Origin of the sequence: Microlunatus phosphovorus NM-1 (assembly GCF_000270245.1) — a bacterium.
In the GTDB taxonomy this organism is placed as follows: Bacteria; Actinomycetota; Actinomycetes; order Propionibacteriales; family Propionibacteriaceae; genus Microlunatus; species Microlunatus phosphovorus.
Genome location: NC_015635.1, coordinates 1,585,774 through 1,599,415 on the forward strand (window position 1 = coordinate 1,585,774; position 13,642 = coordinate 1,599,415).

Annotated in this window: 19 protein-coding genes; 8 read left to right on the forward strand and 11 right to left on the reverse strand. The window is 67.3% G+C overall.

Annotation, left to right across the window (positions count from 1 at the left end; translation table 11 throughout):
- Positions 1-2 precede the first annotated feature (2 nt).
- Positions 3-461 carry a Fe-S cluster assembly sulfur transfer protein SufU gene (gene sufU, locus MLP_RS07080; RefSeq protein WP_013862351.1) on the forward strand — a complete coding sequence of 153 codons (459 nt, stop codon included), beginning with the start codon at positions 3-5 and terminating at the stop codon, positions 459-461.
- A complete protein-coding gene (locus MLP_RS07085) occupies positions 458-841 on the forward strand; it encodes a metal-sulfur cluster assembly factor (protein ID WP_013862352.1) in 384 nt (127 codons plus the stop codon). The genes sufU and MLP_RS07085 overlap by 4 nt, the downstream gene beginning before the upstream one ends.
- On the opposite strand, the gene MLP_RS07090 is transcribed toward MLP_RS07085, so the two are convergent.
- Genes MLP_RS07090 through MLP_RS07110 form a run of 5 tightly spaced genes read right to left on the reverse strand, consistent with a single transcriptional unit; the run spans position 842 to position 4,904 of the window.
- Entirely contained in the window at positions 842-1,261 is a 420-nt protein-coding gene (locus tag MLP_RS07090) for a DUF1810 domain-containing protein (protein ID WP_013862353.1), read from the reverse strand. It abuts the gene before it with no gap.
- A 12-nt stretch (positions 1,262-1,273) separates the two neighbouring features.
- The gene (locus MLP_RS07095) at positions 1,274-1,867 is read right to left on the reverse strand and encodes an alpha/beta fold hydrolase (RefSeq protein ID WP_156821068.1); all 594 of its coding nucleotides are present in this window, start codon (positions 1,865-1,867) and stop codon (positions 1,274-1,276) included.
- 23 nt (positions 1,868-1,890) lie between these two features.
- The gene (locus MLP_RS07100; protein WP_041789816.1) at positions 1,891-2,385 is read right to left on the reverse strand and encodes a GNAT family N-acetyltransferase; all 495 of its coding nucleotides are present in this window, start codon (positions 2,383-2,385) and stop codon (positions 1,891-1,893) included.
- Positions 2,386-2,415: 30 nt separating this feature from the next.
- The gene (locus MLP_RS07105; protein ID WP_231851431.1) at positions 2,416-4,341 is read right to left on the reverse strand and encodes an HNH endonuclease signature motif containing protein; all 1,926 of its coding nucleotides are present in this window, start codon (positions 4,339-4,341) and stop codon (positions 2,416-2,418) included.
- Positions 4,338-4,904 carry a GNAT family N-acetyltransferase gene (locus MLP_RS07110; protein ID WP_041789817.1) on the reverse strand — a complete coding sequence of 189 codons (567 nt, stop codon included), beginning with the start codon at positions 4,902-4,904 and terminating at the stop codon, positions 4,338-4,340. Before MLP_RS07110 ends, MLP_RS07105 begins: the two co-directional genes overlap by 4 nt.
- A gap of 92 nt (positions 4,905-4,996) precedes the next feature.
- On the opposite strand from MLP_RS07110, the gene MLP_RS07115 reads away from it, so the two are divergent.
- Together MLP_RS07115 and MLP_RS07120 are read left to right on the forward strand one after the other, a co-directional pair.
- On the forward strand, positions 4,997-6,595 hold the full coding sequence (locus MLP_RS07115; RefSeq protein ID WP_013862358.1) for an ABC-F family ATP-binding cassette domain-containing protein: 1,599 nt from the start codon (positions 4,997-4,999) through the stop codon (positions 6,593-6,595).
- 101 nt (positions 6,596-6,696) lie between these two features.
- The gene (locus MLP_RS07120; protein ID WP_013862359.1) at positions 6,697-6,924 is read left to right on the forward strand and encodes a helix-turn-helix domain-containing protein; all 228 of its coding nucleotides are present in this window, start codon (positions 6,697-6,699) and stop codon (positions 6,922-6,924) included.
- A gap of 47 nt (positions 6,925-6,971) precedes the next feature.
- On the opposite strand, the gene MLP_RS07125 is transcribed toward MLP_RS07120, so the two are convergent.
- From MLP_RS07125 to MLP_RS07140, 4 genes are read right to left on the reverse strand one after another with little or no spacing between them, the layout of a single operon-like run.
- Complete coding sequence (locus MLP_RS07125) at positions 6,972-7,799, reverse strand: methyltransferase domain-containing protein (protein WP_013862360.1); 828 nt, start codon at positions 7,797-7,799, stop codon at positions 6,972-6,974.
- Positions 7,796-8,557, reverse strand: a complete 762-nt coding sequence (locus MLP_RS07130; protein ID WP_013862361.1) for an SDR family oxidoreductase — start codon at positions 8,555-8,557, stop codon at positions 7,796-7,798. Before MLP_RS07130 ends, MLP_RS07125 begins: the two co-directional genes overlap by 4 nt.
- Positions 8,538-9,311 (reverse strand): SURF1 family cytochrome oxidase biogenesis protein, encoded by a 774-nt coding sequence (locus tag MLP_RS07135; RefSeq protein WP_013862362.1) that lies wholly within the window; start codon positions 9,309-9,311, stop codon positions 8,538-8,540. The genes MLP_RS07130 and MLP_RS07135 overlap by 20 nt, the downstream gene beginning before the upstream one ends.
- A gap of 10 nt (positions 9,312-9,321) precedes the next feature.
- Positions 9,322-9,594, reverse strand: a complete 273-nt coding sequence (locus MLP_RS07140; RefSeq protein WP_013862363.1) for a DUF6457 domain-containing protein — start codon at positions 9,592-9,594, stop codon at positions 9,322-9,324.
- Between the two features lie 45 nt (positions 9,595-9,639).
- On the opposite strand from MLP_RS07140, the gene fdhD reads away from it, so the two are divergent.
- Genes fdhD through moaA form a run of 3 tightly spaced genes read left to right on the forward strand, consistent with a single transcriptional unit; the run spans position 9,640 to position 12,151 of the window.
- Positions 9,640-10,455, forward strand: a complete 816-nt coding sequence (fdhD, locus tag MLP_RS07145) for a formate dehydrogenase accessory sulfurtransferase FdhD (protein ID WP_013862364.1) — start codon at positions 9,640-9,642, stop codon at positions 10,453-10,455.
- A 38-nt stretch (positions 10,456-10,493) separates the two neighbouring features.
- A complete protein-coding gene (locus MLP_RS07150) occupies positions 10,494-11,066 on the forward strand; it encodes a DoxX family protein (protein WP_013862365.1) in 573 nt (190 codons plus the stop codon).
- Between the two features lie 20 nt (positions 11,067-11,086).
- Positions 11,087-12,151, forward strand: a complete 1,065-nt coding sequence (moaA, locus tag MLP_RS07155; RefSeq protein WP_013862366.1) for a GTP 3',8-cyclase MoaA — start codon at positions 11,087-11,089, stop codon at positions 12,149-12,151.
- Here the strand turns inward: moaA and MLP_RS07160 are convergent.
- Together MLP_RS07160 and MLP_RS26165 are read right to left on the reverse strand one after the other, a co-directional pair.
- Positions 12,148-12,390: a hypothetical protein gene (locus MLP_RS07160; RefSeq protein ID WP_013862367.1), complete on the reverse strand. Its 243-nt coding sequence runs from the start codon at positions 12,388-12,390 to the stop codon at positions 12,148-12,150. The genes moaA and MLP_RS07160 overlap by 4 nt on opposite strands.
- Positions 12,371-12,808: a DUF3099 domain-containing protein gene (locus MLP_RS26165; RefSeq protein WP_049804488.1), complete on the reverse strand. Its 438-nt coding sequence runs from the start codon at positions 12,806-12,808 to the stop codon at positions 12,371-12,373. The genes MLP_RS07160 and MLP_RS26165 overlap by 20 nt, the downstream gene beginning before the upstream one ends.
- Before the next feature lie 75 nt (positions 12,809-12,883).
- On the opposite strand from MLP_RS26165, the gene MLP_RS07170 reads away from it, so the two are divergent.
- The gene (locus tag MLP_RS07170; protein ID WP_013862369.1) at positions 12,884-13,603 is read left to right on the forward strand and encodes a beta-ketoacyl-ACP reductase; all 720 of its coding nucleotides are present in this window, start codon (positions 12,884-12,886) and stop codon (positions 13,601-13,603) included.
- Positions 13,604-13,642 lie beyond the last annotated feature (39 nt).

Here is a 13,642-nt window from a genome sequence, read left to right on the forward strand (position 1 = left end):
GGGTGAAGGTCGAGGATCTCTATCAGGAGATCATCCTGGATCACTACCGCGCCAAGCATCACAGTGGGCTGCGGGAGCCGTATGGCGCCGAGGTGCATCACGTGAACCCCAGCTGCGGCGACGAGGTGACACTGCGCGTCCAGATCTCCGACGGAGTGGTGGCCGACGTCTCCTACCAGGGGGTGGGCTGTTCCATCTCCCAGGCGTCGACCTCGGTGATGACCGACCTGGTGATCGGCAAAGCTGTGAACGAAGGACTGGAACTGCACGACGAGTTCCTGACCATGATGCAGAGCAAAGGCGCCTACGAGCCGGACGAGGAACAATTGGAGGATGCGATCGCCTTCAACGGCGTCGCGAAGTTCCCGGCTCGCGTGAAATGCGCGCTGCTCGGCTGGTCGGCGTTCAAAGACGCGGCTCTGCGGATCGAGGCCCAGAAGATGACAGAGGAGACAGCATGACCGAGACCGTACGCCCATCGGACCTGGTGAACGACCAACTGCCCGACGTTGACCTGGCCGACTTGAACGCCGCGCCCAGCGAAGAGGATCTCTGGGAGGCGCTCAAGGATGTCGTCGATCCCGAGCTCGGCATCAATGTCGTCGATCTCGGCCTGATCTACGGGTTGCATCTGGAGGACGACAACACCCTCACCATCGACATGACGCTCACCTCGGCGGCGTGTCCGTTGACCGATCTGATCGAAGATCAGACCAATACTGCGCTGGAGGGTTTGGTCAACGGCTTCGCGATCAACTGGGTCTGGATGCCGCCGTGGGGTTTGGAGAAGATCACCGACGACGGCCGCGAACAGCTGCGGGCGCTCGGCTTCAACGTGTAGTCAGAGCCGTTCGAGGGTGCCGGGATCTTCCTCGCCGTCGAAGAACGCGTCCAGGACGCTGCGGAACACCGTCTGACCGGCATCGGCATGCGCGAACAGGGTCATCGACGACCACAGCTTGAGCGCATCGATGTCCCCGAGGATCTGCTCCGCCGTATGCGCGCGCTGGGTGAGCACCGACTCGGCGGCCGTCACCAGACGCGGTCCGAGCACGGGATGCTCGAGGTAGGCCTGCGCCTCGTGAAGGTTGGATATCGCGTACGCCCGTGCCATCGCGCTGCGGCCGAGACCGGCGAGTTGCGGAAAGACAAACCACATCCAGTGACTCGTCTTACGTCCGGCCCGCAGCTCCGCCAGCGCGTGCTCGTAGGTTTGTTGGCTGTTCTGCGCCGTGACGAAGCGTTCCAGGTCATAGCTCACGGGAGGATGTTGTCACCCTTGGCCGGTAGCTGAGGCCGCGAACGCTTCGACAGCGGTCAGCGTCTCGTGCAGGACGTCGAGAGACTGGCGCCAGCCGGTTGAGCTGTGCAGTGCGTGGTCGGCCTCTGGAACCTCGATTACCCGTTGATCGTGGGGCTGCTCGAGTGGTCGGCGCCACAGCGGGTCCGCGGTGCCGCCCACCAGGAGCGAGGGCGCTGCATAGGTGCGGAGCGCAGCAGCCACGAACTCGTTGGTCAGCACCGGAGTCAGCCAGATCGCCGGATACCTCCGAGCCGATGCCCAGGCCGCGGCGAAGCTCCCGAGAGACTTCGCCAGCACCAACGTACGGTCGGCGTCGGCGAGTTGCCCGTCGAGGAGGTCAGCGCCGGTTTCGACGAACTGCCGGCAATCGTCGCTCGTGAGGTCCGTGGCGTCCCATCTCATCGTGATCACGTCCCATCCGGCTTGGGCCAGCACCTGGCAGGACCAGAAGAGGAGGGGATGATCGACGGTGTACCCACTGCCGGGAAGCACCAGGGCACGCCCGCAGGAACCGCCTGAGTGTGGAGATGGTGGCCACGTGCTGACGACGTATCGCTCGGTCACACCGCGACTGTATGAGAGCGATGCTAGAGATTCCCGCCATAGACAAGCCGACGCATCCCGCCGGTCGAGTCCTCGGCCTCGAGGCTAAGACCGATCTTCACTGCGACCCGTTGCGACCTGACATTCTCCGGATGGATGATCGCAACCAGGTGTTCGACCCCGATCGACCGGGCGTGATCGCGGCATGCCGCGGCGGCTTCGGTGGCCAAGCCTCGACCCTGCAGTTCGGTCCGCACGTGGTAGCCGACCTCGAGTTCACGTCGCCCACAGACCTGCTGCCAAGTGAGTCCACAGTCACCGATGAACGTGTTGTTGTGGTCCTCGACGATCCATAGTCCGTATCCGTGTGCAGCGTAGTTGGCCTCGTTCCACTCGATCCAGGCCCGGGCGGCCTCGCGCGTCTTTGGCGAAGGGTAGAACTCCATCACCCGTGGGTCGCCGAGCAAGTCGGCCATGACGTCAAGGTCGTCCTCGGTCATCTGGCGAAAGCGCAGCCGAGCCGTGGACGGGGGCACCATCACAGCATCGTAAGTGGGCAGCACTCACGTTCACGCGATTTGGTGGGGTCGGGCGGCTTGCCAGACCTGTTGGGCGAAGGGGTTGTCGCCGAGGAGGAGGGTGCCTTGGTTGGTGACAAGGGAGATCCAGCCGTGGGGTGATCGCCAGAGGTGGGTGCCGGGTTCGGGTTGGCGGGTTTGCCAGCCGCCGAGGGTTTTGGTTCGGTGTTCGCTGCGGGTGAGGGGTCCGAGGTTGCCGACTCGGGTCTGTCCGGGTGGCCCGTTCTTCTGGTACGGAATCGAGTGATCCAGATCGAGCCGGCCGCCGGTGGTGATTTCGGTAGCCGGGCTGTAGGGGTAGACCGATCCCGGATGGCGGGCTTGGACGGCTTCGCGGATCGTCGTGGGGATCTCGTAGTTGTCGACGGCGGCCACGTCGGCGGGGTCGAGGACGGGCCGGATGGTGATGTTGGCGTCGCTGTCGGTGAGCCAGCGGCGGAATTGTTCGAGGGTGATGGGTCCGTCGGCGGTGCGGAGCACGCCGTGGTGGTTGATCAGGGTGTGGTCGCTGACATGCACGTGGACGACGGCGCGGGTCCGGTTCGCGTTCAGTTCCGCCGAGGTCATGGGTCGCAGGTCGAAAGTGGATCCGCAGGCGCAGCCGCAGCAGTGACCGGCTCGTCCGTCGTGGTCTCTGGCGGCGGCACGGTCGAAGGCTGCGGGGATCGGGACTGGTATCCGCGCTGACTCATCCGTCGCCGCCTGCGGTGTCTCGCCGAGGTCGGCAGGCTCCCGGTAGTCGCCATCGTGGGCATCGCCGTCGGCGCGATCGGTGTTGTCGCGCTGTTGTTCGTGCCAGGCGCGGTCGGCGTCGCTGATTGGCGCTTCTTCCTGGTCTTCGGGGGCTGGCTCGTTGTTGGGGGTCTGGGAGGCGTGTGAGTCGTCGAGGTCGTCGAAGCTGGGTTGGTGGTAGTTCCCGTTTTGGCTGGTTTCCCAGCCGGCCGGGGGTAGGTCGTCTTCGGCCCAGGGGTCGGTGGGGTTGTCGAGGTGCGTGTTGACGCGGTCTTCGGGGTGGCGGGGGTCGTGGGGTTGGTCGGCGTGCCGGGCGAGCAGATCCCTCAAGCGTGCTTGGTGGGCGATGATGCCGACGGCTTTGGCGCGGCGGGCCCCGATGGGGTCGTCGTCGCCGTCGTCGGCGAGGCATTCGGCGACTCGGTCCACGAGGGCTTGGAAGGCGAGGGCGTCCCCGGCTTCGATTTTGGCGATCAGGGTTCGTAGTCCGTGTTCGCCTCGGTAGGTGCGGACGTCTTTGAGGGTGGCGGCTTCGTCGGCTCGTTGCTGGTAGGTGGCTTCGTCCACCTCGAGGAGGGTGGCGTCGAGCAGGTCGAGGAACCTCGGCCAGGCCATGGTCTCGACGTGCTGGGTGATTTTCAGGTCGACGAGCCAGGATGAGAGGCCGCCGAGGTGGCGGGTCTTGTCGGCGTACTGCATCGCTTTCCAGGCCCACACGTCACCGGCTTTGACGCGGTCCCACAGGCGGGGGAGGCGGTGTCGGATGGTCAGGGCGCAGGCGACCAGCCGACGCGCGGAGTCGAGGCTGGTCTGCAAGGTGTGTCCGAGTTCCGACGGACTGAACTCGGCGACCAGCGGTGTCGCCGCCCCGCCCAGTCGCACGAATCGTTCCTCACAGAGGTCCTGCACCGGTTCACCGTCGACCAACTCGAGGTCGGCGGGTGCGCTGTGGCAGTCGGCCCAGGCGGCGGCGATCAGGAGTTTGCGGCAGCCGGCGGTGCGTTCGGCGAGCATGGTGTCCGCGGCCAGGTTGAGCAGGGCGCGGGGGTTCCCGAGCGATGCCTCCAACCGATCCTCGAACATGTCACCTATTCTAGTCGAACAAGTGGGCGATAGCCAGACTTTTTCCTTACCAAATAGAGAAAACCGAGAGTGTGGGACCGGTCTGGGGTTGCTGGTGATCACCCCGGAATTGGCGGTTCTCCGCCCTGATCAGGGGGTCGAACAGTGGCGTACAGCAGCATGTCGGCGCGTCGATCGCCGATGGGCTGATGGCTGCGGAGCAGGCCCTCACGGAGATAGCCGGCGGCCTCGGCCACCCGAATCGATCCGGTGTTCCACGGCTCGATGTACAGCTCGACTCGGAAGAGCTCAGGAATGGTCCAGCCGAATGCCGTGAGCGCGCTCAAGGCTTGCCTGGCAACACCGCGGTGTCGGGCAAACGGCGCCACCGCATACCCCGCCGTCGCTCGTCCCTCCGCCAGGCCGGCGACCCACAGTCCAGCCGTCCCCAGCGCTGAGCCATCCGAGCGATCGGCGACACAGAACGAGTAGCCGACCCCGGTCGCGAGTCGCTGGTGCTGGCGGGCGATGAACTCCAGTGCCTCCTGGCGGGTCGCGTTCGCGGGCAGGGACCCGATCAGCGGAAGGTACGGATCGGTCGCGAGGTCACGGAGCATCTCGACGTCCGCGTCCTCGAACGGGCGCAGCACGACACCGCCGTACGCCAGCGCGACACTCGCACTCATGGCCACCTTTCTATCCGGAGTTCTATCCGACGCGACGACGCAGATGGAATCGGTTTGGGTGCCGGTGCCGAATGTGGAAACGTTGACCCGCCATGTTGGTTGCCCGAGACCTCGAGATTCGCGCCGGAGCGCGACTGCTGCTGGAGCATGCCAGTTTCCAGATCGCTGCCGGAGACAAGATCGGTCTGGTCGGGCGCAACGGCGCCGGCAAGACGACCATGACCAAGATCCTGGCCGGGGAGGGCCAGCCGGCGGCCGGCACTGTCACTCGCGGCGGTCCGATCGGCTACCTGCCGCAGGACCCGCGGACCGGCGACCTGGACATCCTCGCGAAGAACCGCATCCTCGCCGCCCGCGGGCTGGATGCTGTCGTCGCGAGGCTGCGTGACGCGGAGCTGAAGATGGGCGACGATTCCGAAGCCGTGCGCGATCAGGCCATGGCGAAGTATGCGCGGGCCGAGGCCGAGCTGGCCGCAGCCGGCGGCTACGCCGCGGAGTCGGAGGCGGCCCGGATCGCCAGCAACCTCGGGCTGCCCGAGCGAGTGCTGCACCAGCCACTCCGTACGCTGTCCGGTGGTCAGCGCCGACGGGTCGAGCTGGCGCGGATCTTGTTCGCCGGTGCCGAGACTCTGCTGCTGGACGAGCCGACCAACCACCTCGACGCCGACTCGATCGGCTGGCTGCGCAGCTATCTGCAGGGCTATTCCGGCGGCCTGATCGTGATCAGCCACGATGTCGGGCTGCTGTCCGCGACGGTGAACAAGGTGTTCCACCTCGATGCCAACCGCGCCGAGCTCGACATCTACTCGATGGACTGGAAGCGCTATCTGTTGCAGCGGGAGACCGACGAGAAGCGACGCCGGCGCGAACGACTGAACGCCGAGCGCAAGGCCGATCAGCTGCTCACCCAGGCCGACAAGATGCGCGCCAAGGCGACCAAGGCGACCGCTGCGCAGAACATGGCGCGGCGGGCCGAGCGGCTGCTGGCCGGCATCGAGGGAGAGCGTGCCGCGGATCGGGTCGCCAAGATCCGATTCCCGGACCCGGCACCGAGCGGCAAGACCCCGTTGACGGCGGCCGACCTGAGCAAGTCGTACGGCTCGCTCGAGGTGTTCACCGGAGTGGATCTGGCGATCGACCGCGGCAGCCAGGTCGTCGTGCTCGGCTTGAACGGCGCCGGCAAGACCACTCTGCTACGGATCCTGGCCGGCATCGAGGAGCCCGACACCGGGGAAGTGCGGCCCGGACACGGGCTGCGACTGGGGTACTACGCCCAGGAGCACGAAACCCTCGACACCTCGCGTACGGTGCTCGCCAACATGAAGTCGGCCGCGCCCGACCTCAACGAGACCGACGTGCGCAAGGTCCTTGGCTCCTTCCTGTTCTCCGGCGACGACGTCGAGAAGCCGGCCGCCGTGCTGTCCGGTGGCGAGAAGACGCGGCTGGCACTGGCCATGCTGGTCGTCTCCAGTGCGAACGTACTGTTGTTGGACGAGCCGACCAACAACCTCGATCCGGCCTCGCGGGCGGAAGTCCTCGATGCCATCCGGCGCTATGCCGGCGCCGTTGTGCTGGTCACCCACGACGAGGGGGCGGTGGAGGCGCTCGATCCCGATCGGGTGCTGCTGTTGCCCGATGGCGTCGAGGACCTGTGGAACCCCGATTACGCGGATCTCATCTCGCTGGCTTGAACTACGCGACCCTCGTGGGCGCTTTCGGGCAGGAAAGATGCTAGAAAGTGACTGATCGGTGTTCATCACCGATCCACACCCCGATCGCTCGAGGAGGCGCGATGGCCAAGGTTGTCCGGGGAGCCCGCATCACAGGCGCCCAGCGCGAGAAGCTCGCCGCGCAATACGTCAAGAAGTACGAGTCCGGGCAGAGCATTCGCCAGATCGCCGACAAGGCCGGCCGGTCGTACGGTTTCGTGCACGGCGTGCTGGTCGAGAGCGGCATAGCCCTGCGGGGACGGGGCGGGGCTACTCGTGGGACGACGAAAAGAGCCCGCGCTACCGGCTGAGCGCACAAGCTGCAGGATCATCACCGACTACGGGGATAATCCTGCAGCTAAGTCTGACGCCAGAGCGTGACCAGACAGGACAGCGTGATCGGGCGTGGCCAGGTCAGACCGTCGATGGTTGCGCGCACGTCGGCCGTCGTGCTGTGGAAGGCATTCGGCCCCATCAGCACCGCCCGGACCGCGTCGTCGGCTGACCAGGCGTTCTGCTCGGTCACCGCGGCCTGATCAACCCTGATCAGCCCAACCTGACCGAGTGACTCGGTGAGCCGATCCTCCTTGCCCGGCTCGACGCCCAGCAGCCCACAGGCCTCCCTGAGTTCGATCAGGTGGTCCGCGGAGGGTGTCACGGTGATCAGCGTGCCCCCAGGTCGCAGCACCCGGGCGAACTCCTCGGCATTGCGTGGCGAGAACACGCTCAGGATCAGGTCCACAGATCCGGAGGCGACGGGCATCTGGGTCCAGGCATCGGCGGTGATCACCCCGAGCCGCGGATGGGCGCGCGCCGCGCGGCGACAGGCTGCCACCGAGATGTCGAGGCCGAGGGCTCGTGTCTCGGTGCGCGCTCCCAACACCTGCGAGACGTAGTGGCCGGTCCCGGTGCCGACATCCAGCACCGTCTCGACATCGGTCGGCAGCGCCGCGACGATTCCCTCTGTGATCGCCGCATAGCGTCGGCTGCCCAGCAGTTCGGCCCGGGCATCGACCATGGCGGGAGTGTCGGCGTGCGCAGGTTGCGCCGCCCCGGTGAGGTTGGCGTAGCCCTGTTTCGCCAGGTCGTACGCGTGTCCCTGCTGGCACCGCAGAGTCCGGCCGAGGAGTTCGAACGCACCGGCACAGTGCGGGCATCGCAACAGGTCGAGAACGACGTCGATCACAGCGCGCGGGTGGCCCCGCCGTCCACGGCCACGACCGAACCGGTCACGTACGAGGCCGCGGGGGACAGCAAGAACGCCGCGATGCGACCGAACTCCTCCGGCCGGCCGTAGCGGCGCAGCGGAATACTGGACTCGTGCCGGGCCCGCAGCGCCACCGGGTCGGAAGCAAGCGAGTCGAGGTAGGCGACTCGGTCGGTCTCCACCCGCCCCGGCATCAGCCCGACGACCCGAGTCCCCTGAGGGCCGAGCTCATCGGCCAGCTGCTTGACCAGCATGGCCAACCCGGGCCGCAGGCCGTTGGACACCGCCAAGCCGCCGATCGGAGCCTTGACTGAGGTGGAGAGCACCCACGCGATCGCCAGGTCGGCAGCGGTGCCATGCGCGACCACGGCCCGGGTCACCCGCAGAGCGGCCAGGAACACCGACTCGAACCCGGCTAGCCAGTCCTTCTCCGAGGTGCCGAGCGCGGAACCCGCGGCCGGCCCACCGACGCTCACCAGCGCGCCGTCCAGGCGGCCAAAGCTGTCCAGAGCGAGCTGGGCCGCCAACTCGGCGGTCTCCGAATGCGCCAGATCAGCGGTCAACGCGACGGCATTCTCCGCGCCGAGCTCGGCCACGGTCTCGGCCAGTGCGGATTCCCGCCGCGCGACGAGCACGACGCGCGCACCCTCGGCGACGAGCTGAGCAGCAGTCGCCCGACCCAGGCCGCTGCTCGCCGCGGTGACGACGAATACCCGGTCACGCAGTCTCAGATCCATGCGCCGATCCTGACACGGTGGCAGCTTGCTTCGCCCGAGCCGCGCGACGATCGCGCAGGTCCGAGCGGATGAACACGAAGATGCCGAGGAGGCCGACCCCGGCGAACATGAACCACTGCATCGCGTACCAGAAGTGCGGTCCGCTGGACAGCTCCGGCACCTCGATCGGGACCAGACCGCCGGTCTGGGCCGGAGTGACCTCCGTCGCTCCGATGTAGCCGTCGGCCACCGGATAGCCGAGGGACTGCTGGATGGCTTCGGAGTTGATCAGCCGCACGGTGCCGTCCTGCGGGGTGATCGCCCCGCTGCGTCCGTGCTCGCTGCGGCGGACATGGCCGATGACGGTCACCTCACCGTTCGGTGGCGCCGGCCCAGTGCTCATCGGAGCAGTGCCCGGCGCGGTGGCGATGAACCCGCGGCTGACGAGCAGCGTGCCGGACGCCGTCTGCAACGGGGTCAGGATCTCGACGCCTCGGTCGTCGCCATTGTTGCGATTGCGTACCACGAGCTGGTGCGCAGCATCGAACGTGCCGGTGGCACGGACCAGCTGCCACTGGTCGTCATCGACGATCGGATGGGTGAAGACCTGCTCGTACGGCTTGACCGGTGCTTGCTCGTTCCTGATCGTCGCGGCGTTGTGACCTTCCCGCTCGGCAAGCCGACGCAACTGCCACTGGCCGAGGTTGACGAACACGATCCCGAGCGCCACCACGAAGACGACGAGCAGCGCCCACCGCAGCCAGAGTCGTCGCACGGCCTCCAGGTTAGGCGCTGCCCTCGGACGAGCCGGCATCGGTGGGATCGTCGGCCAGGACCAGTTCGGTCACCCTTGCGGCGGCGCCACCGAGGGTCTCGATCCCACGGCCGACGGCGACGCCGAGCAGGTAGGTCGTCAGCGGTGCGGCGGTTCGCTCCACTTCATGCGCACAGTCGCGCGCCAGGTCCAGCAGGGTGTGGATGTCGTTGTTGTCGAGCCGAGCGTCGGTGATGCCGAGTTCGGCGGCGGCACGGTCCAGCCAGGTGCTCAGATCCGTCACGATTCTCGATTCCTCGGGTTGGGATGTGTTTGACAGGATGTTTCCATGGGCCGAGTCACGCAGCGCCAGCGGGTGGTCCGCCTCGGCGCCGATGATCGAGCGGACCGGATGGACACTCTGGCGGTCGAGGAGCCGTTGGAGATCCGGCTGAATGGTCGCCCTTTTCAGGTGACGATGCGTACGCCGGGTGATGACATCGACCTGGTGCATGGGCTGTTGCACAGCGAGCAGGTGATCTCCGAGGCCGCGCAGGTGGTCCTGGCGCGCTACTGCGCTGGTGTCGGTCCGGATGGCCAGAACACCTACAACGTGATCGATGTCACGCTGGGGGAGGGGGCGGTGTCGCCCGATCCGGGCTTGCAGCGCAACGTGTTGACCTCGAGCGCCTGCGGAGTCTGTGGCGCGGCGAGCATCGACCAGGTGACCAAGGTGGCTCGCTATGACTTGTCCGCGACCCCGGTGTCGCAAGACCTGCTGCTGGCAGCACCTCAGCTGGTACGACCGCAGCAGAAGGTCTTCGCCAAGACCGGCGGCCTGCATGCCGCCGCGATCCTTGACGTCTCCGGCGCGGTGCGCTGCGTCCGCGAGGACGTCGGCCGGCACAACGCGGTCGACAAGGTGGTCGGCTGGGCCCTCCGCCAGGGGCGGGTGCCGCTGCCCGACACTGTGCTGTTCGTTTCCGGTCGGGCCTCCTTCGAGCTGGTGCAGAAGGCGGTGTTGGCCGGGATCGGCATCGTCGCCGCGGTGTCGGCGCCGAGCTCGTTGGCCGTCGAACTCGCCGAACGGAGCGGGCTGACTCTGGTCGGCTTCCTGCGCGACCACTCGATGAACGTCTACACCCATCCCCAGCGGGTGGCGTAGCGTCGGAGCCCTCAAACACTCGACGGAAGGTCGACACAATGGCACGTGGATCGAGACAGTGCGCCGGGGCTCGCGACGCGGGCCTGCTGCTGCTCAGGGTTGGTGTCGGCGGTGCGTTGGTCGCCCACGGCACACAGAAGCTGTTCGGCTGGTTCGGTGGGGGTGGCATCGAGGGCACCGCCACGTTCCTGGGCTCGGCCGGTTTCGAGCCTGCGAAACTCAACGCCACCCTGGCGGGGGTTGGCGAGGCCGGCTCGGGTGCGCTGCTCGCCCTCGGTCTGGGCACCGGTCCGGCTGGGGCCGCGGCTTCCGCGACGATGTCGATCGCTTCCGCGGTCAACGCACCCAAGGGTTTCTTCGCCACCAACGGTGGCCTGGAGTTGCCGGCTGCCTACGGGCTGGTGGCGTCGGTGCTGGCGCTCACCGGCCCCGGGCGGATCTCGCTGGATCAGGCGACCGGGCAGGTGTTCTCCGGCCGGACTCTCACCCGGCTGGCCTACCTTGCTGCGGCCGCCGGCGCGGCGTACACGTTCTGGAGCCGACAGAAGACCCTGGCCGACCGTGCTGCGGCAGCCGCGCACGACTCTGCCGGCGAGGACAAGGACGCGTGAGAGCGGACTAGGCTCGTCGGATGACCACGCTGCTGCCGATTCCCAGGATCCGCTTCGCGGATCCGGCAGCTGACCCCGTCACTCAGCAGCCACTTCAGGATGCGTACGGTCGGGTGGCGACCGATCTGCGTGTCTCGTTGACTGACCGCTGCAACCTGCGCTGCCAGTACTGCATGCCGGCGGAGGGCCTCGATTGGCTGCCGCGTGCTGATCTGTTGAGCGATGAGGAGATCATCCGACTGATCAGGATCGGGGTCAGCAGGCTGGGCATCACGATGGTCCGACTGACCGGCGGCGAACCGCTGCTGCGGCCGGATCTGGAATGGCTGGTCGCGGCCATCGCAGACCTCGACCCGGCACCGACGATCGCTCTGACCACCAACGGCATCGGATTGGCGAAGCGGGCTCGGCGGCTGGCCGACGCCGGCCTGGCCCGGATCAACATCTCCTTGGACACCCTCGATCCGCAGACGTTCAAGCAGATCACCCGGAGGCCCCGGCTCGCGGATGTGCTCGCCGGCGTCGAGGCATCCGTCGCGGCCGGGCTGACTCCGGTCAAGATCAACAGTGTGCTGCTGCGTGGGGTGAACGACCACGAGGCGTATCCGCTGCTGGAGTGGGCGATGCGCACCGGCGTCCAGTTGCGGTTCATCGAGCAGATGCCGTTGGACGCCCAGCACGCCTGGAAGCGGAGCGAGATGGTCACCGCGGACGAGATCCGCGCTCGGCTCAGCGAGCAGGTACGGCTGGTCGAGGACCCGATCGATCGGCAGCGCCGGGGAAGCGCGCCGGCCGAGCTGTTCCGGGTCCAGGGGACCGAGCATGCGGTCGGCATCATCGCCTCGGTGACCCGGCCGTTCTGCGGTGCCTGCGACCGGGTTCGGCTGACCGCCGACGGCCAGCTGCGCAACTGCCTGTTCGCCCGGACGGAATCGGATCTGCGGGCGCCGCTGCGGTCAGGGGCGTCCGATTCCGAGATCGCCGACCAGTGGGTCCGGGTGGTGGCGATCAAGCGGCCCGGACACGGCATCGACGACCCGTCCTTCCTGCAGCCCGACCGGCCGATGTCGGCCATCGGCGGCTAGTCCGCCTGTGCGGGCAGCTCCTCGACCTCGCGCAGGAATCCGCGGGCCGACAGGAATGCGCTCAGCGAGTCGCGGTGGTCCGGGCAGGCGAGCCAGTGCTTACGGCGGTCCGGGGTGTGGATCTTCGGGTTGTTCCACAACACGTCGTACGCGGCCGGAGCCTGACAGCCTCTAGCGGAGCAGACCAACTCAGCCGGCCCCTCAGGTCCGTTCGGTCTCCTAGGGAACCCGATGACCATGGCTGCCGGTCTCCTCGTCGATGTCTTTGTCGACCTCGCTGCTGATGATCTCGCCGGTGGTCAGACTCGGCCGTTCGTCCCCGGTTGTCACCTGGGGTGCGTCGCTCGGGGCGCCGCTGCCGCTGTAGCTGCCCTGGCCGCGCTCGTTGACTTGATTGGCAAAGATCACCGCGACATAAGGCAGCAGCACCGCAGCGGCGAACAAGATCCAGCGAAAGACCCCCGGAGTGAAGATCATCGCGATGAAGCAGGCGGTCCGGAAGGCCATGGTGAGGGCGTACCGGCGTTGGCGTCGCGCCAACTCCTCACTCGCGCCGGAGCGCGCGTCGGTGATCGGCTCGAAGGAGCCGAACGCGACGCCGCCCGAGCGATATCCGGCCCGGCCGTGCGACTGCTGGGGACCTGTGCCAGCTTTCATGCTGCCCACCAGTTCAGCCTACGCGCCCGTTGTCGATAGGTTGTGGCCGTGACTGATAGTGAACCGACGACGTCCGTGGCAGCGGCCCAAAAACCCCGAGTGGTGCTGGTCACCGGGGGCAGCAAAGGCATCGGCCGCGGGATCGCCCAGCGGCTGCACGCGGCAGGCCATCGGGTGGCCGCCACCTACCGCAGCGGTGACGTGCCGGCCGGCGTGCTGGGTGTGCAGTGCGACATCACCGACCCAGGTCAGGTGGATGCTGCGTTCAGTGCGGTCGAGGCCGAGCTCGGGCCCGTCGAGGTGGTGGTCGCCAATGCCGGCATCACGCGGGACACGTTGTTGATGCGGATGAGCGACGACGACTGGTCCGCGGTGATCGACACGAACCTGACCGGGTCGTTCCGAGTCGCCAAGCGCGCCACCCGCGGCATGATGCGTGCTCGCTTCGGCCGGATGATCTTCATCTCCTCCGTGGTCGGCCAGCTCGGCTCGGCCGGCCAGGTCAACTATGCGTCGTCGAAGGCCGGTCTGGTGGGTCTGGCGCGCTCCCTGGCGCGCGAGCTGGGCTCGCGGGGAGTCACCGCGAACGTGGTCGCGCCAGGGTTCATCGAGACCGACATGACCGCCGTCCTCGGTGAGGATCTGGTGAAGAAGTACACCAGCCAGATCCCGCTCGGCCGGCTGGGTGCGGTGGACGACATCGCTGCGACCATCGAGTTCCTGGCCAGCGATGCGGCCGGCTACATCACCGGCGCGTTGATCCCGGTCGACGGCGGCTTGGGCATGGGTCACTGACCCGTTTCATCGACTGACGGTTTCACGAACATCGGAAGG